Genomic DNA, 17,697 nt, shown 5'->3' on the forward strand with positions numbered 1-17,697 from the left:
ATGCAAAACATTAGTGAGATAGAAGAATTAATAAAGCTAATCTCTAAACTTCCAGGTTTAGGACCAAAGTCAGCAAAAAGGATTGTTTTAAAGATGATCAATAATCGAGATGAACTTGTTAAACCAATGGCAAATACTTTGGCTCAACTTTATAAAAATGTTGTTAGATGTAACTCTTGCGGATCTTTAAAATCTATTTCAACAGGATGTATTAATTGTGAGGACAAAAATACTAAATACAATAAAATTTGTGTTGTCGAAGATATTGCAGATCAGTGGTCTATAGAAAATTCAAATATATTCCAAGGTTACTTTCATATATTGGGTGGAACAATATCTTCAGTAGGTCAAAGAAAAGAAGATCTTTTAATAAATTCTCTAGTTGATCGAGTTAATCGAGAAAATATTGAGGAAGTAATTCTTGCAACTAGCGCAACTGTTGAAGGTCAAACAACAGCATATTATATTCAAGATAGTTTAAAAAATTTAAATATTAAAATAACTAAGCTTGCACAAGGACTGCCAGTGGGTGGAGAAATTGAAAGTTTGGATGATGGAACTTTATTTTCTGCTTTTAAAAATAGATCTAGTTTAGTTTCTAATTCAGATTAGATTTTTTATTCAATCGATTTAAGTGAAGCAAAGGTTCAGTATAACCTGATGGTTGTTCTTTACCTTTAAACACTAAATCACATGCAGTTTGAAAAGCTATTGAACTATCAAAATTATCACTCATCTTAACATATTTTGGGTCGTTTTTATTTTGATCGTCAACAATTTTAGCCATATCTTTCATGATTTCAGTTACTTGTATTTTAGTTGTAATTCCATGATGAATCCAATTTGCAATATGTTGAGATGAAATTCTAAGTGTTGCTCTATCTTCCATTAATCCCACATTGTTAATATCAGGAACTTTAGAGCAACCAACCCCCTGATCAACCCATCTAACCACATAACCTAATAAGGTTTGTGCTGAATTAGAAATTTCTTTATTTATCTCTTCTACTGACCAATTTGGTCTATCTGCTACTGGTATTGTTAAGAGATCATCTAGTTTAGCTGCTTCCCTGTTGATTAATTTTTTTTGCTCACCAAAAATATTTATTTCATGATAATGTAAAGCATGTAAAGCAGCTGCTGTTGGAGATGGTACCCATGCACAATTAGCTCCTGCTTTTAAATGTCCAGTTTTTTGCTCCATCATATCTTTCATTTTATCCGGCATTGCCCACATTCCTTTTCCTATTTGTGCTTTGCCCGAAAAACCACATCTTAAACCAACATCAACATTATTATTTTCATAGGCGTTAATCCATTTAGAAGTCTTCATGTCACCTTTTTTAATCATAGGACCTGCTTCCATTGATGTATGCATTTCATCACCTGTTCTATCTAGGAAACCAGTGTTTATGAAAAACACTCTATTTTTAAGGTTTCTAATACATTCTTTAAGGTTAGCTGAAGTTCTTCTTTCCTCGTCCATTATTCCAATTTTACATGTGTATTTTTTTAAACCTAAGACCTCTTCAACTTTAGAAAAAATTTGATCAGTAAATTCAGTTTCATCTGGTCCATGCATTTTAGGCTTAACAATATAAATTGAACCTCTCCTTGAGTTATTTTTATTCTTAAGATCATGTAAAGCAGCAGCTGTAGTAATAAATGCATCCATGATACCTTCAGGAATTTCATTTCCATCACTTAATATTATTGATGGATTGGTCATAAGATGACCTACATTCCTTACTAATAAAAGACTTCTACCATGAAGTTTTAAACCTTTACCTTCTTTTGAAACATAACTTCTATTTGGATTTAGTTTTCTTTCAAATAATTTACCATCTTTTTCAAAAGTAGATTTCAAATCTCCCTTCATTAAACCAAGCCAATTTCGATAACAAATGATTTTATCTTCGGCATCTACGGCAGCAACACTATCTTCATTATCACAGATAGTTGAAACCGCAGACTCCAGAATTATATCACTAATCCCAGCATGATCTTGTTGAGCTGCAAATGCTCTCGAGTCTTTTAGTATTTCAATATGTAAATTATTATTTTTTAAAATTATCGCTGAAGGATTATCAATTTCGCCTCTATGACCAATAAATTTATTTTCATCTTGTAAATCAAAAATATCAGCTCCTTTTAATACTTTAAACTTACCATCTTTAATTGCAAAACTTGTAATTTTTTGCCAACTAAGTCCTTTCAAAGGAAAATATTTATCTAAAAAATCTCTTCCATATTTTATTACCATCTCACCTCTCAGAGGATCATATCTTTCAGATACACTATCTTCAGATTGTTCAATTACATCAGTACCATAAAGGCTATCATATAAACTCATCCATCTTGCGTTAGCAGCGTTTAATGCGTATCTAGCATTCATAACAGGTACTACTAATTGAGGACCAGCTATACTTGTGATTTCATCATCAACATTTTCTGTTTCAATTTTAAAATCAGGTCCTTCATTTTTTAAATAACCAATTTCTAATAAAAATTTTTTGTATTCTTCTAAATTTAATTCCTCACCTTTGTTATTTATGTGCCAATCATTTATTTTTTTTTGTAAATTTTCTCTGATTTTTATTAAGTCTCTATTTTTTGGAACTAACTCATCTAGAGACTTCTCAAAACCTGTCCAAAAATTTTCTACACTGACATCTGTGTCTTTTAACAATTCTTCTTCTATGAATTTTGCAAGATTTTCTGAAACTTTAAGATTTTTAATTTGTATATATTTATGTTGCATAGCACTTTTATTACCCCATCTGTATCTTTGCCTGAGAGTTTTGCTCCTTCGGCGGAAATTAATCTCTTTCCAGAGTGTTATGCTTTAATCGGTCCTTTTGCCTGAGAGTTTCCGGGGCGGTTGCTCCTTCGGCGCTAATAATAGTCTCTCCCGATAGATAATTTGTATCTTTAAAAAGAATTAAGTCAATTGATAACAATTACAAAGTCTTATAATTGATCACTTTATTGCCTTTTTTCTAATCTAACCATCCGATATAAATATTATATGAAAAATTACCTAAATTTTGAGACGGAAATTAAAGATCTAGAAAATGAGCTAGAGAAATTAAAAGATCCATATAACCAAGATGGATTATCTGAAGTAGATACCCAAAAAATTTCAAGTACACAGTCAGAAATAGATGAAAAACTAAAAAATATTTATTCAAACCTGGATCCTTGGCAAACAACAATGGTTGCACGTCATGAAGACAGACCTAAATCTAAATTTTTTATAGATAATTTATTTGAGGATTTTATTTCTTTGTCTGGAGACCGTTATTATGGAGAGGATAAATCAGTTTTAACTGGTTTCGCAAAGTTTAATGGTCAATCAGTTTTAGTAATCGGTCAAGAAAAGGGAGAAGATTTAGAGAGCAGAATAGAGAGAAATTTTGGAATGATGAGACCAGAGGGTTATAGAAAAACAATAAGATTAATGAAATTAGCTAATAAATTTAATATTCCAATAATCTCATTTATTGACACTCCAGGAGCTTATCCAGGAGTAGGTGCTGAAGAAAGAGGACAAGCAGAGGCGATTGCAAAATCTATCGAATGTTGCATGGAGCTTAAGGTTCCTACAATTGCAGTAATTATTGGAGAAGGAGGCTCTGGTGGTGCAATAGCTCTAGCTTCATCCAACAAAGTTATAATGCTAGAGAATGCAATTTATTCAGTTATTTCACCTGAGGGATGTGCCACAATTTTGTGGAGGGATCCAAAAAAAATGCTTGATGCAGCAAAAGCCATGAAATTATCAGCTAAAGATTTGTTAAAATTAAAAGTTATTGATGAAATTATCAAAGAACCTATTGGAGGAGCACATAGAGATAGGGATTTGATGTTAGAAAATTTAAAAAAATCATTAATTAGTAATTTAGAATATTTTAAAGAATTAAGCTCTGAGGATATTGTCAATGAAAGAAAAAATAAATTTCTAAAAATAGGAAGAAATGAAGGTTTTATAAGTACTACTGAAGATTTAAGCACTCTTAGTGTCAAAGGAAACAATTTAGAAAAAATCTTTAAATCTAAAAAGAGTTTAATAGCAATTGGTGCTGGAGTAATATTATTAATAACAGCTTTTTTCTTATTTTAAATTTATAAGGATCCGTGGCAGTGTTTGAATTTTTTTCCTGAGCCGCAAAAACAAGGTTCATTCCTACCAATTTTTTTATTTTTTAATATTTGTTTTGTATTTTCTTCCTCATTCTTTTTTTCGTTTTGACCTGAGTCTCTAACAATTTTTAAATTCATTAAAATGGTAACATAATCAAGTTTTAGTTTTTCTAAAAGATTTGAAAATAATTCGAAAGCTTCTTTTTTGTACTCTACCAATGGATCTCTTTGACCATATGATCTAAGTCCAATTACTTGTCTTAGTTGTTCTAAATATTGAATATGAGATTTCCAATTTAAATCAATTGATTGAAGAAAAATTCTTTTCTCAATATCTTTAGCATGATCTTCACCTAAAATTTTAATTCTTTCGTTTCTTGTTTCACTAAATTTGCTAAAAATTTTTTCTTTTAGCTCAATATCTTTTGCTTCAATTAACTCTTTTAATTCAATTTCATTGAAGCTTTTACCCACAATTTGTCTAATCCTATTACTGAACTCATTACTTTTAGGATCAGATAAATTTGAAATTTTAAGTTTAATTAAATCATCATTAATCTCTTTTAAAAATTCATCTGAGTAATCAAAAATATGCTCACTATTCATTGCATTTTTTCTTTGTGAAAAAACTACATGTCTTTGATCATTAAGCACATTATCAAATTTTATAAGAGTTTTCCGAATATCAAAGTTACGAGCTTCAACTTTTTGTTGTGCTCTTTCGAGCGCTTTATTTATCCATGGGTGGTCAATACTTTCTCCATCTTTAAGACCAAGTTTTTCAAGCATTGTATTCATTGACTCTGACCCAAAAATTCTCATCAGGTCGTCTTCTAAGCTTACATAAAAAACAGAACTTCCTTCATCTCCCTGTCTTCCCGCTCTTCCCCTTGCTTGATTATCAACTCTTCTTGACTCCATTCTTTCAGTTCCAATAACAAACAAACCACCTAAAGATTTAATTCTTTCTTTATTATTTTTAAGCTCATCGTCAGGAATAGATCCTTTTTTTCCACCAAGTTGTATATCAACACCTCTTCCAGAAATGCTTGTTGTAATTATTAATGATTTCTCTTTTCCAGCATTTGCTATTATTTCTGCTTCATTTTCATGATTTTTAGCGTTTAGCACAACATGTTTAATATTTTTTTGGTTTAATAAGTTTGAGTAAACTTCAGATTTATTGATGCTTGATGTAAAAACTAAAATTGGCTGACCAATATTATGACGTTCTATAATTTTATTAATAATAGCATCATTTTTTTCTTTTTCAGTTCTAAAGATTAAATCGTTGAAATCTTTTCTTATCATATCGTTATTTGTTGGAATTACTAATACTGGTAAATTATAGATTTCAAAAAATTCTTCAGCCTCTGTGGCTGCAGTTCCAGTACATCCTGAAATTTTTTTATAAAGTTTAAAATAATTTTGATAAGTTATAGAAGCCAATGTTTGGTTTTCTGCCTGAACCTGAATTTTTTCTTTAGCTTCAAGAGCTTGATGCAAACCATCTCCAAAACGCCTTCCTTCTAAAATTCTTCCTGTTAGCTCATCTATAATTTTAAGACTACCTTCCTTTACAATATAATCCCTGCCTTTTTCAAATAAATGATTTGCTCGAAGGGCTTGGTTTACATGATGAACTAGATGAAGATTTTCTGGATCATAAAAATTATTATTTTTTAAAATACCAGCATTTGAAAAAAGTTTTTCAACATTATTGATTCCTTCATTTGTAAGTAGAATGCTTTTTTCTTTTTCATCAATATCATAATCTTTATCATTTAATAATCTTACTAATTTATCTATGGCTAAGTATTGAGCAGTTTTGTCTTCAGCAGCTCCTGATATAACTAGAGGAGTTCTGGCTTCATCGATTAAACATGAATCTATTTCATCTACTATTGAGAAGTGATGTTCCCTTTGAACCATCTGGTTTTCAGAGAATTTCATATTATCTCTTAAATAATCAAAACCTAGCTCACTATTAGTTGCATAAGTTATATCACAGTTATAATTTTTTTTTCTTTCAACATCATCTTGATCGTTATTTATAAATCCCGAGGTCAGACCTAGAAAATTGTATATTTCTCCCATTTCTATAGAATCTCTTTTTGCTAAATAATCATTAACAGTTACAATGTGCACACCCTTTTCATTAAGAGCATTTAGATAAGCTGCCAAGGTAATTGTTAAAGTTTTACCCTCTCCAGTTCTCATTTCAGCAATTTTACCTTCATGAAGAGCTACTCCGCCAATTAATTGAACATCAAAATGTCTCTCCTTACGAGTTCTTTTTGCAGCCTCTCTTACAAGAGCAAAAGCTTCTGGCAAAATTTGATCTAGGGATGTTCCATTTTTTATTTGATCTTTAAACTCAACAGTTCTTTTTGGAAAATCTGAGTCATTTAAATTAATAAACTTTTCTTCAAGTAAATTTATTTTTTCAACAATTTTTCCAATCCTATCCAACTCTTTTTGATTACTAGATTTGATGAACTTTGAGATTAAATTAAGTGGGTTAAACATGACTATTTGATTTATTCTTTATTTATATGCTTTAATATATGTATTAAATAAATATTTTAAATATCATGGGAATTAATTTATCAAACTTTTTATCATCTAAATCAAACAACACCAGAATGATTGATTTTCAGGACCTAGATCATATAGATGGTCTATCAATCTCGGTTTTAAGTGCTAATTTGTATAAAAATAATAGAGATGATCTATCAATGTTTTATTTTAGGGATGGAGCTAATTATGCATCTGTTTATACCCAATCAAATATTGTTTCTGAAAATATAAAATGGAATTTAGCACAAAATTCAAAAAAAATATTTTCTCTATTAGTTAATACCAGAAACGCAAATGCATTTACAGGTTCACAGGGTTATGAAAGTTTAAAAAAACTTGCAGATATAATCTCTAAAGAATTAACTGAAAAACAAAAACAAGATGAAGACAGACCTCAAAAAATTTCACCAAAAGATATCTTGTTTGGTTGTACGGGAACTATTGGTGAAAAGTTTCCTTATGATCAAGTAGCAAGTCAAATTCCAAATTTAGTTAATAAAGTCAGATATACCCAAAACAAATTTATATGGATGAAGGCAGCACTTGGAATAATGACCACAGATACTAAACCAAAATTAGCTATGGAAGAATGCAAGATAGGAAATAAAAATGTAAAAATTTATGGAATAGCTAAAGGATCAGGAATGATTTATCCAAACATGGCAACTACTCTTGCTTATGTTTTTACTGACGCAACTTTATCAAATGAAATTTTAAAAAAATTGTTAAAAAAAAATATATATAATACTTTTAATGCTATTTCTTGCGATGGAGATACAAGTACTAATGATATGGCAAGTATTTTTGCTACAAATAAAGTACAAAATCCTCAAATCAAAAATATTAATGATAATAAAATAAAGAAATTTGATAGTGCCTTAAATAATGTTTTGCTTAATTTAGCCAAAAGAGTAGTTGCAGATGGTGAGGGTGCTTCAAAGTTTATTTCTGTAAATGTTGCTAGATGTAAAAGCGAGGAAGAAGCAAAAAAAATTGCCTTTTCTATTGCCAATTCTCCATTAGTTAAAACTGCAATTGCTGGGGAGGATCCTAACTGGGGCAGAGTAATTATGGCAATTGGTAAAGCTAATGTAAAAATAAATATAAAAAAATTAAATATAAAATTGGGAAAAATAAAAATTATTGATAACGGGAAATTACATTCAAGCTATAATGAGGAAGTTGCAGCTCAATATATGAAAGGTGAGAATATTGAAATTAATATAGAAATTTACACCGGATTAAAAAATTTTACTGCGTACACGATGGATCTTACAAAAAAATACATTGAGATTAATGCTGATTATAGAAGCTGAGATATTGCAAAATTAGATGAAGTAATTAAATAAATGTAAAAATATGATTAAATATAGACTTATTTGCAAAGATTGTAGTATTCAATTTGATAGTTGGTTTGCTTCATCGAATGAATTTGAAAAATTAAAAAGAAGAAAATTTTTAAATTGTCATAATTGCAATTCTCAAAAAGTTGAGAAAAGTTTAATGTCGCCTCAATTAATAAATAGTAAGAAGAAATCAGAAAAAAGAATAGATCTCAAAAAATTAAATGAAGTAAAAAAAACCATAAAGAGTTATCAAAAGTTTATTAAAGATAATTTTAAATATGTAGGTGATAATTTTGCTTATGAGGCTAGAACTATTCATTATAATAGCAAAAAAAAATCAAAAGGTATTTATGGAACAGCATCTAATAAAGATATCAAAGAGTTAAAAGATGAGGGTATTGATACTCAAATAATTCCCTGGATAGAAGATCAAGAAAATTAGTTTTTTAAAAATTTTGCTATATAGTTTACTGATAAGTCGTTAGAGATTTTCCATTGATCTTTAATAATATCAAAGTTCATACCATTGAGCTTACTTAAAGAAAGATTATTTTTATATAGAATTTTTTTTAGATCCTCAGGTTTAACAAATTTTTCCCATTCATGTGTTCCTTTAGGTAACCATCTGAGAATATATTCAGCTCCAACAATTGCAAAAATATAAGATTTTAGTGTTTTATTTATTGTTGCAATAAACATTAACCCATTTTTTTTTAGTAGATTTGACGAGGATTTTAAAAATAACTCAATATCTTCAACATGTTCAACAATTTCCATATTTAAAATGACATCAAATTTTTTTTTCACATTTATTTTTTCTGGTGATGAACATATATAATTTATTTTTAATTTATTTTTTTTTGAATGTAATTTTGCAATTTGAATATTTTTTTCAGAAGCATCAATACCTGTAACATTTGCTCCTAGTCTACTCATTGGCTCTGACAAAAGACCACCTCCACAACCTATATCTAAAATATTGATACCTGACAAAGGTTCATTATTTTTTGGCAAATTAAAATTTTTAATTATGTTTTCTTTAATATATTGAATTCTAATAGGGTTAAATTTATGCAAAGGTTTAAATTTTCCATTTGGATCCCACCATTCATCTGCCATTTTTGAAAATTTTTCTATTTCTTTTTTGTTAATAGTGGTCATATTAGATAATTAGTTGACATAACAATTAAGATGTATTTTATCAAACATTTATTAAATAATAATTTTTTAAAAAGATCATGAAAACAGTTGTTTTAAAATTTGGTGGTACTTCAGTTGGAAGTATAGAGAGAATTAAAAAAGTCTGCAAAATTATTGCCTTTTATAAAAAAAAGAGAAATAGAGTTGTAGTTGTTTCTTCTGCGATGAGTGGTGTGACAAACGATTTAGTAAATAAATCAAAATCAATTAGTAATAATTTTGATAGAGCTGAGTATGATGCGTTAGTATCAACTGGAGAGCAAGTTTCTTGTGCTTTAATTGCAGGAAGATTAAAACATGAAGGTTTTAAATCTAGATCTATTATTTCATGGCAACTTCCTATTTTAACAGAGGGACCTCATTCTGGTGCAAGAATTTCATCTGTTAAGGTAAAAGAGTTAAATAATTATTTAAAATCAGGTGGAATACCAATCATTACTGGATTTCAAGGAATAAATAACAATTATAGAATTACAACGATTGGTAGAAGTGGTTCAGATGCAACAGCAATAATGTTAGCAAAATTTATTAAAGCAGATGAATGTATAATTTATACTGATGTTGATGGTGTATATACCACTGATCCTAGACTGTATAAAAAAGCAAAGAAAATTAAAAAAATATTTTATGATGAGATGTTAGAAATGGCATCATTAGGCTCAAAAGTAATGCAGCCCACATCTGTTCAAGATGCAAAATTAAATAATATAGACATTAGAGTAAAATCTTCATTTGTTTCTAAGTCTGGGACATTAATTACAGGTTCAAAAAAATCATTTAGTGATCAAATAATTACAGGAATTTCATCAACTAAAAATGATGCAAAAATAACAATCGTTGGAGTTAAAGATAAACCAGGAATTGCCGCATCTATATTTAGACCTTTATCCAAAAATTTAATAAATGTGGATATGGTTGTCCAAAATATATCTCAAAATGGAAAAGAAACTGATTTAACTTTTACAATTAAAGCTGATGATTTAAAAAAAACAGAAAAGTTAATTAAGAAAAATAAGTCAATTTCATACAAAGAATTAACTTTTGATAAAAATGTATCAAAAGTATCAATAATTGGAGTTGGTATGATCACTACTCCTGGAATAACTTATAGAATGTTTCAGGCATTAGCTTCAAAAAAAATTAATATACTTGTGATATCAACTTCAGAGATTAAAATTTCTGTACTAGTCTCTTCAAAAAATGTAAAAAAAGCAGTAGCTGCCCTTCATAAAGAATTTAAATTAGACTAGTTATGAGTCTTAGACCATTTAGAAATATCAATCGAAGAAAAACAAAAGTTATTAAGGTTGGCGATGTTAAAATTGGAGGAGACAATCCAATTTCAGTTCAATCTATGACAAATACTTTAACCACTGATGTTGCTGCAACTATAAAACAAATTAATGAAATACATGAAGAAGGTGCAGACATTGTAAGAGTATCTTGTCCAGATGAAAGTTCATCAAAAGCTTTAAAAGAAATTACTAAAAATGTTCAAATTCCAGTAGTTGCCGATATTCATTTTCACTATAAAAGAGCTATTGAAGCAGCTGAAAATGGAGCTAAATGTTTAAGAATTAATCCAGGAAATATTGGTGACAGAGATAAAGTTCATGAGGTTTTAAAGGCTGCAAAAGATAATAATTGTTCAATTAGAATTGGTGTCAATGCTGGATCTTTAGAAAAAGATATATTAGAGAAATATAAAGAACCTTGTCCAGAGGCTTTAGTTGAAAGTGCTATTCGAAATATTAAAATTTTAGAAGATCAGGATTTTTTTAATTTTAAAATTAGTGTTAAATCTTCAGATGTTTTTTTGTCAATCGCTGCTTACAGACAGCTATCCAAAGTAACTGATTATCCACTTCATCTTGGGATTACTGAAGCTGGTAGTTTTATTCCAGGAAGTATAAAATCCTCTATAGGTCTTGGATCATTACTTTTGGATGGAATTGGAGATACTATAAGAGTTTCCTTATCAGATGACCCAGTAAAGGAAATTAAAATTGGGAATGAGATACTAAAATCTTTAGGATTAAGAAAAAGAGGAGTAAAAATAATTTCATGCCCTTCATGCGCAAGACAAGGTTTTGAGGTAATAGATACTGTAAAAATACTCGAACAAAAATTATCACACATTAAAACTCCAATGACACTCTCAATTATAGGCTGTGTTGTAAACGGACCTGGTGAGGCTGCATTAACAGATATTGGTATTACAGGAGGTGGAAAGGGGAATAATATGCTTTATCTTTCTGGAGTACAAAGTGAAAAAGTTTTAACTGGAGATATAATTAACAGAGTTGTATCAGAAGTTGAAAAAAAAGCTTCTGAACTGGAAAAAAAATAATGATACCAATAAAAACAGTTGAAGAACTTATAACTAAACACTCTACTCTTGAGAAAGAACTTTCTTCAGGGGACTTAGATAAAAAATTATTTGCTGAAAAATCGAAAGAATATTCAGATGTAAATGAGATTATTGAGGTAGCTAAAAGCTATGTTTCCTTTGAAAATGATAAAAATGAGTTAGAAAAAATTTTAAATGACAGTTCTTCTGATGAAGAGCTTAAAAATATGGCAGATTCTGAATTAACAGAATTAAAAACTCAGTATGAAATTAATGAAAAAAAATTAAAATTATTTTTGCTTCCAAAAGATGAAGCAGATAAAAAAAATGCAATCATAGAAATTAGAGCGGGGACAGGAGGATTAGAGGCGAGTTTATTCGCATCAGATTTGTTTAAAATGTATGAAAAAGTAAGTCATAAAAAGAAATGGTCCTTGGAAATGATTTCTATTTCAAGAAGTGATGCTGGTGGTTTGAAAGAAGTAATTGCCTCAATTAAAGGAAGTAATATTTATTCAACATTAAAATATGAAAGTGGAGTTCATAGAGTACAAAGAGTGCCAGATACTGAAACTCAAGGTAGAGTTCACACTTCAGCGGCCACGGTTGCTGTTTTACCTGAAGCTGAAGAAGTTGATTTAAAAATTAATGACTCTGATTTGAGAATAGATGTTTTTAGAGCTGGCGGACCTGGTGGCCAGTCTGTAAATACTACTGATAGCGCAGTTAGGATAACTCATATTCCAACTGGAATTTCAGTCTCCCAGCAAGATGAAAAATCACAGCATAAAAATAAAGCTAAAGGTATGAAGATCTTAAGAGCTCGCTTATATGAGTTGGAGAGATCTAGAATTGATCAAGAGAGATCTCAAGATCGAAAAACAAAAATTGGGACAGGAGATAGATCTGAAAGAATAAGAACTTATAATTTCCCTCAAGGCAGAGTTACAGATCATAGAATAAACTTAACACTTCATAAATTGGATGAATTTTTAGAGGGTGAGGTTTTTGATGAGATGATTGAGGCATTAACTTTACAAGCACAAGAAGAAAGTTTGAGTAATTTAAATTAATGATTATTTCAGAGGCAATTAAGAATGGCTCTAAAGCTTTAAGTTATAAATCCATACCGAATGCATACTTAGATTCCGAGATATTAATGGCAAAAGCAATTAATAGAGACAGAAAGTATATTTTACTAAATTCTAATAAAAAAATAAGTAAAGAAAATTTAAGTTTTTTTAGCAAATTAATAAATGAAAGATTAAAAAGAAAACCTATAGCTCAATTAACTAATCAAAAGTTTTTTTGGAGCTCGGAGTTCTATATCAACAATCATACATTAATTCCACGTCCTGATACTGAATTGATTGTTGAGAATATTTTAAAATTAACTAAGCATAAAAAAAAATTGAGTATTCTTGATATTGGTGTTGGTTCTGGATGTATTCTATTATCAGTGTTAAAAGAAAAAAAAGATTTTTATGGCACTGGCATTGATTTGAGTAAAAACTGTTTAAATATAAGCAGAATTAATGCTAATCGTCTCAACGTATTTAGCAGATTAAAACTATTTAAATCAAATGTTGACAAATTTACATTAGGCAAATATGATTTGATTGTATCTAATCCTCCTTATATTGAAAAAAGTAAAATTAAATATTTGGATAAAGATGTTGCTAGTTTTGAACCAAAATTGGCATTAGATGGCGGATTAGATGGCTTATCAGAAATCAGAAAAGTTATAAAAAAATCTTCTGAGCTGATTAAAAAAAATGGCAAATTGATATTAGAAATTGGATTTGACCAAAAATATAAAGTTATAAATTTATTAAAGAAAGAAGGATATTATATTAATAGTGTAGAGAAAGATCTTGCAAAGAATGATCGATGCATCATTTCAACAAAAATATAATTTATTAAAATCATGGTAACATTTAGAAATAACAACAATAATAACAGACGTAGTAATTTTAGAAGAAATGATAGAAATTTTAAATCTAATGGTGATAGACAAAAATTTTCATCAAACTTTTCAAATAATGAAAATTTTAAAAGAAAAGCACCAGGAAGAAATAACCATAATGCTGCAAAGTTAATTGAAAAGTATAATGATTTAGCTAGAGAGGCTCTTTCTAATGGAGATAAAATTTTGTCAGAAAATTACATGCAACATGCAGACCATTTCACAAGAGTACTTAATGAAAGAGAAATTCAAAGAAGGGAAAGATTTTCAGAAAACGTTGAAAATAGCGCTGAATTGAGTGAAGAGACTTCAGATAACGTTGTGGATATAACTGATCAAAATAAAGAAGAAGATAAATCAGAAGTTTTAGAAAAAAAGGAAGTTAAAAAGACTGCAAAATCTCAGGCTGAGATAGTTTAATTTAATCCAATAATTTTTTCAGATTTAAGAACGTCAAGTTTAATTTTTTTAGTTTCAAAAATTTTTCTTTCATTCCCTTTTAAAATTTTTCCTGATGGAAGCTTTAATTTTTGTGAGTTAACTTTTTTACCATTTACTATTACTTCGTAATGTAAATGTGGACCAGTCGATTTTCCTGTTGATCCAACATAACCTATGGTTTGTCCCTGTTTAACTCTTACACCACTTTTTATCCCTCTAGCAAATTTTGACATATGAGCATAAATTGTTTGATAAGTTGAATTATGTCTAATTTTCACGCAATTACCTCCGCCTCCACACCATCCAGCTTTTTTAACAACCCCATCACCTGAAGCCATTATAGGTGTTCCAGTTGGTGCAGCAAAATCTGTACCTCTGTGCATTTTATTAAATCCATCGATAGGATGTTTTCTCATTCCAAATGGAGAGGAAAGTCTAGCTCCATTAATTGGAGTTTTCATTAATGCTTTCTTAACACTTTTACCATTTTTATCGTAATGTCCTTCACTTCCTTCATGATCAAAATAATATAAACTATTATCTTGTCCACTCAGTTCTAAGTTTGCAAAAAGAATTTCGCCTGTTTCAACAATTTCATTATTTTCATTTAAAAATATTTCATACATAATTTGAAATTTATCTTCTTTTCTAATGTCTCTTTGAAAATCAACTTGAAAACCATAAATTCTAGCAAATTCAATTATAGTATTTGGTGGTACATTTTCATCTGACGCTGATTTATATAAACTTTGTAAAATTATATTTTCTTTATAAATTATTTTTTTATCTAATTTTATAGCGAGCATCTCATTTTTGAAATCATCGCTATCAAAATTTCTTTTTAAATATATTTTCTGGGTATTTGAAATTTGAAAAGTAAATTCGTTAATTTTATTGTTTGTTTTATCTAAACTAAAATAAATAATTTGTCTGGTGTTTAATTTATTCAAATTAGTTTTACCTTTAAGAGATTGTTTTATTTTTATTATTTCATCTTTTTTAATTTCATAACTCTCTAAAATTTTATCAAAAGTTTCACCTGGTCTAATTTTATGTTTTATTTTTTTATATTTAGGTTCAAGATTAGCAACAACATGCTTTAATGTTTTTTTAAAATAAATATTATCTATAAAATTATTAAAAGTTTGAATTTCGGTATTTTTTTTTGCGTTAAAGTAATTTGTGGAAAGAGCTACAATTATAATTAGAACAACTAGTCCAAATATTTCAAAATTTTTTTTTATTTTTTTTGTAATATTTTTAAGCATCTTCAAATAAATAATGTGCAATTATTAGTTTAGTGCCTCTTAAAAATCAAAAAAAACCAAGTAAAGTCTATCATTTTTATCTTTTTTTTTAATGTAATATGCTTGATTTCCTATAATTTTAGCCTATAAGCACTGAACTTTCTCAATAAAATTATTGTTAACACAATAAATTAGTGAGATTTATTGAGCCTTTTTTGCTCAATTAGCTATTTAAAAAGTAAAAATTTAAGAAGAGAAGTGTGGACGGTTAAGGTTACCAAAAATTTGTCGTACACACTTCAATCACATATAAATTTTATTCTTAGAATTTATATGGAAGCTAGTGTGCGCCGTTTTTAAACTTGAGAGTTTGATCATGGCTCAGAACGTACGCTGGCGGCACGCCTAACACATGCAAGTCGAACGAAGTAGCAATACTTAGTGGCAGACGGGTGAGTAACATGTAGGTATCTACCCTTTGGCCTGGAATAACACGAGGAAACTTGTGCTAATACCGGATAAGTCTTTACGGAGAAAGCTTTATGCACCATTGGATGAGCCTGCACTTGATTAGTTTGTTGGTGGGGTAATGGCCTACCAAGACTGTGATCAATAGCTGATTTGAGAGGATGATCAGCCACATTGGGACTGAGACACGGCCCAAACTCCTACGGGAGGCAGCAGTGGGGAATCTTGCACAATGGAGGAAACTCTGATGCAGCGATGCCGCGTGAGTGAAGAAGGCCTTTGGGTTGTAAAGCTCTTTCGTCGGGGAAGAAAATGACTGTACCCGAATAAGAAGGTCCGGCTAACTTCGTGCCAGCAGCCGCGGTAATACGAAGGGACCTAGCGTAGTTCGGAATTACTGGGCTTAAAGAGTTCGTAGGTGGTTGAAAAAGTTAGTGGTGAAATCCCAGAGCTTAACTCTGGAACTGCCATTAAAACTTTTCAGCTAGAGTATGATAGAGGAAAGCAGAATTTCTAGTGTAGAGGTGAAATTCGTAGATATTAGAAAGAATACCAATTGCGAAGGCAGCTTTCTGGATCATTACTGACACTGAGGAACGAAAGCATGGGTAGCGAAGAGGATTAGATACCCTCGTAGTCCATGCCGTAAACGATGTGTGTTAGACGTTGGAAATTTATTTTCAGTGTCGCAGCGAAAGCGATAAACACACCGCCTGGGGAGTACGACCGCAAGGTTAAAACTCAAATGAATTGACGGGGACCCGCACAAGTAGTGGAGCATGTGGTTTAATTCGAAGATACGCGCAGAACCTTACCAACACTTGACATGTTCGTCGCGACTCTAAGAGATTAGAGTTTTCGGTTCGGCCGGACGAAACACAGGTGCTGCATGGCTGTCGTCAGCTCGTGTCGTGAGATGTTGGGTTAAGTCCCGCAACGAGCGCAACCCTCACTTTTAGTTGCCATCATTAAGTTGGGCACTCTGAAAGAACTGCCAGTGATAAGCTGGAGGAAGGTGGGGATGACGTCAAGTCCTCATGGCCCTTACGTGTTGGGCTACACACGTGCTACAATGGTATCTACAACAGGAAGCAAGACTGCGAGGTCAAGCAAATCCTTAAAAGATACCTCAGTTCGGATTGCACTCTGCAACTCGAGTGCATGAAGCTGGAATTACTAGTAATCGTGGATCAGCGTGCCACGGTGAATGCGTTCCCGGGTCTTGTACACACCGCCCGTCACACCATGGGAGTTGGTTCTACCTTAAGGCAAGGTTTAAAACCCTTGACCACGGTATAGTCAGCGACTGGGGTGAAGTCGTAACAAGGTAGCCGTAGGGGAACCTGCGGCTGGATTACCTCCTTTCTAAGGATGAATGAAAGTAAAATTTCATTCTAAATAATATACAGGTAATGTTGACCGTCCTCATTTCTCTTCTTAAAGTAGTGTTTCTCTTTGCATAGGGGCCGGTAGCTCAGTTGGTTAGAGCACACCCTTGATAAGGGTGGGGTCGAAAGTTCGAGTCTTTCTCGGCCCACCAATTTAAGATCATGGGGGATTAGCTCAGCTGGGAGAGCGCCTGATTTGCATTCAGGAGGTCAGCGGTTCGATCCCGCTATCCTCCACCAAAACACTTAGTTATAAAAAATCGTTAAGAATTAATAATTAATATCAATATCTATATCCGAACATTAGTAACGTTATTAGCTAATGTTCAAAATAAAAATTTGATTCAACACAGAATTTTTTTCTGTGCATAAATCAAGCGTTTAAGGGCGTGTAGTGGATGCCTTGGCACTGAAAGCCGATGAAGGACGTGATATACTGCGATAAGTTTCGGGGAGCTGTATGTAAGTTTTGATCCGAAAATTTCCGAATGGGGAAACCCACCACTTTATGTGGTACTTTAAACTGAATACATAGGTTTAAAGAGACAACCTGGAGAACTGAAACATC

At 30.7% G+C, this 17,697-nt stretch carries 13 protein-coding genes, 2 tRNA genes, 2 rRNA genes and 1 riboswitch (1 of these 18 cut by a window edge); of the genes, 13 read left to right on the top strand and 4 right to left on the bottom strand.

What is annotated here, in order from left to right; genetic code table 11:
• Positions 1-612: a recombination mediator RecR gene (gene recR, locus ACTTAR_RS06040; protein ID WP_440681227.1), complete on the top strand. Its 612-nt coding sequence runs from the start codon at positions 1-3 to the stop codon at positions 610-612.
• Here recR and ACTTAR_RS06045 read toward each other — a convergent pair.
• Entirely contained in the window at positions 599-2,761 is a 2,163-nt protein-coding gene (locus ACTTAR_RS06045) for a malate synthase G (protein ID WP_440697973.1), read from the bottom strand. The two genes, recR and ACTTAR_RS06045, sit on opposite strands and share 14 nt — an antisense overlap.
• Positions 2,762-2,840: 79 nt before the next feature.
• Positions 2,841-2,924: riboswitch (glycine riboswitch) on the bottom strand.
• A 104-nt stretch (positions 2,925-3,028) separates the two neighbouring features.
• On the opposite strand from ACTTAR_RS06045, the gene ACTTAR_RS06050 reads away from it, so the two are divergent.
• Positions 3,029-4,123, top strand: coding sequence for an acetyl-CoA carboxylase carboxyltransferase subunit alpha (locus tag ACTTAR_RS06050; RefSeq protein ID WP_440697974.1), 1,095 nt, complete (start codon positions 3,029-3,031; stop codon positions 4,121-4,123).
• Positions 4,124-4,125: 2 nt separating this feature from the next.
• On the opposite strand, the gene secA is transcribed toward ACTTAR_RS06050, so the two are convergent.
• Complete coding sequence (secA, locus tag ACTTAR_RS06055) at positions 4,126-6,672, bottom strand: preprotein translocase subunit SecA (RefSeq protein WP_440697975.1); 2,547 nt, start codon at positions 6,670-6,672, stop codon at positions 4,126-4,128.
• Between the two features lie 65 nt (positions 6,673-6,737).
• On the opposite strand from secA, the gene argJ reads away from it, so the two are divergent.
• Together argJ and ACTTAR_RS06065 are read left to right on the top strand one after the other, a co-directional pair.
• On the top strand, positions 6,738-8,039 hold the full coding sequence (gene argJ / locus ACTTAR_RS06060; protein WP_440697976.1) for a bifunctional glutamate N-acetyltransferase/amino-acid acetyltransferase ArgJ: 1,302 nt from the start codon (positions 6,738-6,740) through the stop codon (positions 8,037-8,039).
• Positions 8,040-8,082: 43 nt separating this feature from the next.
• On the top strand, positions 8,083-8,511 hold the full coding sequence (locus ACTTAR_RS06065; RefSeq protein WP_440697977.1) for a DUF1178 family protein: 429 nt from the start codon (positions 8,083-8,085) through the stop codon (positions 8,509-8,511).
• Here the strand turns inward: ACTTAR_RS06065 and ubiG are convergent.
• On the bottom strand, positions 8,508-9,230 hold the full coding sequence (ubiG, locus tag ACTTAR_RS06070; protein WP_440697978.1) for a bifunctional 2-polyprenyl-6-hydroxyphenol methylase/3-demethylubiquinol 3-O-methyltransferase UbiG: 723 nt from the start codon (positions 9,228-9,230) through the stop codon (positions 8,508-8,510). The genes ACTTAR_RS06065 and ubiG overlap by 4 nt on opposite strands.
• A 77-nt stretch (positions 9,231-9,307) precedes the next feature.
• Here ubiG and ACTTAR_RS06075 point away from each other — a divergent pair, with 77 nt between their 5' ends.
• Genes ACTTAR_RS06075 through ACTTAR_RS06095 form a run of 5 tightly spaced genes read left to right on the top strand, consistent with a single transcriptional unit; the run spans position 9,308 to position 14,005 of the window.
• Positions 9,308-10,519 carry an aspartate kinase gene (locus ACTTAR_RS06075; RefSeq protein WP_440697979.1) on the top strand — a complete coding sequence of 404 codons (1,212 nt, stop codon included), beginning with the start codon at positions 9,308-9,310 and terminating at the stop codon, positions 10,517-10,519.
• A 2-nt stretch (positions 10,520-10,521) separates the two neighbouring features.
• Entirely contained in the window at positions 10,522-11,619 is a 1,098-nt protein-coding gene (gene ispG, locus ACTTAR_RS06080) for a flavodoxin-dependent (E)-4-hydroxy-3-methylbut-2-enyl-diphosphate synthase (RefSeq protein ID WP_440697981.1), read from the top strand.
• Positions 11,619-12,692 (top strand): peptide chain release factor 1, encoded by a 1,074-nt coding sequence (gene prfA / locus ACTTAR_RS06085; protein WP_440681217.1) that lies wholly within the window; start codon positions 11,619-11,621, stop codon positions 12,690-12,692. Before ispG ends, prfA begins: the two co-directional genes overlap by 1 nt.
• Positions 12,692-13,534 (top strand): peptide chain release factor N(5)-glutamine methyltransferase, encoded by an 843-nt coding sequence (prmC, locus tag ACTTAR_RS06090; protein ID WP_440697982.1) that lies wholly within the window; start codon positions 12,692-12,694, stop codon positions 13,532-13,534. The genes prfA and prmC overlap by 1 nt, the downstream gene beginning before the upstream one ends.
• A gap of 12 nt (positions 13,535-13,546) precedes the next feature.
• Positions 13,547-14,005 carry a DUF4167 domain-containing protein gene (locus ACTTAR_RS06095; RefSeq protein ID WP_440697983.1) on the top strand — a complete coding sequence of 153 codons (459 nt, stop codon included), beginning with the start codon at positions 13,547-13,549 and terminating at the stop codon, positions 14,003-14,005.
• Here the strand turns inward: ACTTAR_RS06095 and ACTTAR_RS06100 are convergent.
• Positions 14,002-15,294: a peptidoglycan DD-metalloendopeptidase family protein gene (locus tag ACTTAR_RS06100; protein ID WP_440697984.1), complete on the bottom strand. Its 1,293-nt coding sequence runs from the start codon at positions 15,292-15,294 to the stop codon at positions 14,002-14,004. The two genes, ACTTAR_RS06095 and ACTTAR_RS06100, sit on opposite strands and share 4 nt — an antisense overlap.
• 337 nt (positions 15,295-15,631) lie before the next feature.
• Between ACTTAR_RS06100 and ACTTAR_RS06105 the strand changes: the two genes are divergently transcribed.
• The 4 genes from ACTTAR_RS06105 to ACTTAR_RS06120 all read left to right on the top strand — a co-directional run.
• Positions 15,632-17,106: ribosomal RNA gene (locus tag ACTTAR_RS06105) — 16S ribosomal RNA — on the top strand.
• Positions 17,107-17,204: 98 nt separating this feature from the next.
• Positions 17,205-17,281 (top strand) — tRNA-Ile (locus ACTTAR_RS06110).
• Between the two features lie 12 nt (positions 17,282-17,293).
• Positions 17,294-17,369 (top strand) — tRNA-Ala (locus ACTTAR_RS06115).
• A 131-nt stretch (positions 17,370-17,500) separates the two neighbouring features.
• Positions 17,501-17,697: ribosomal RNA gene (locus ACTTAR_RS06120) — 23S ribosomal RNA — on the top strand (it continues 2,556 nt past the right edge of the window).
• The 16S and 23S rRNA genes sit together here with 2 tRNA genes alongside, the layout of an rRNA operon.

Source organism: Candidatus Pelagibacter sp. HIMB1709, assembly GCF_052047635.1.
In the GTDB taxonomy this organism is placed as follows: domain Bacteria; phylum Pseudomonadota; class Alphaproteobacteria; order Pelagibacterales; family Pelagibacteraceae; genus Pelagibacter.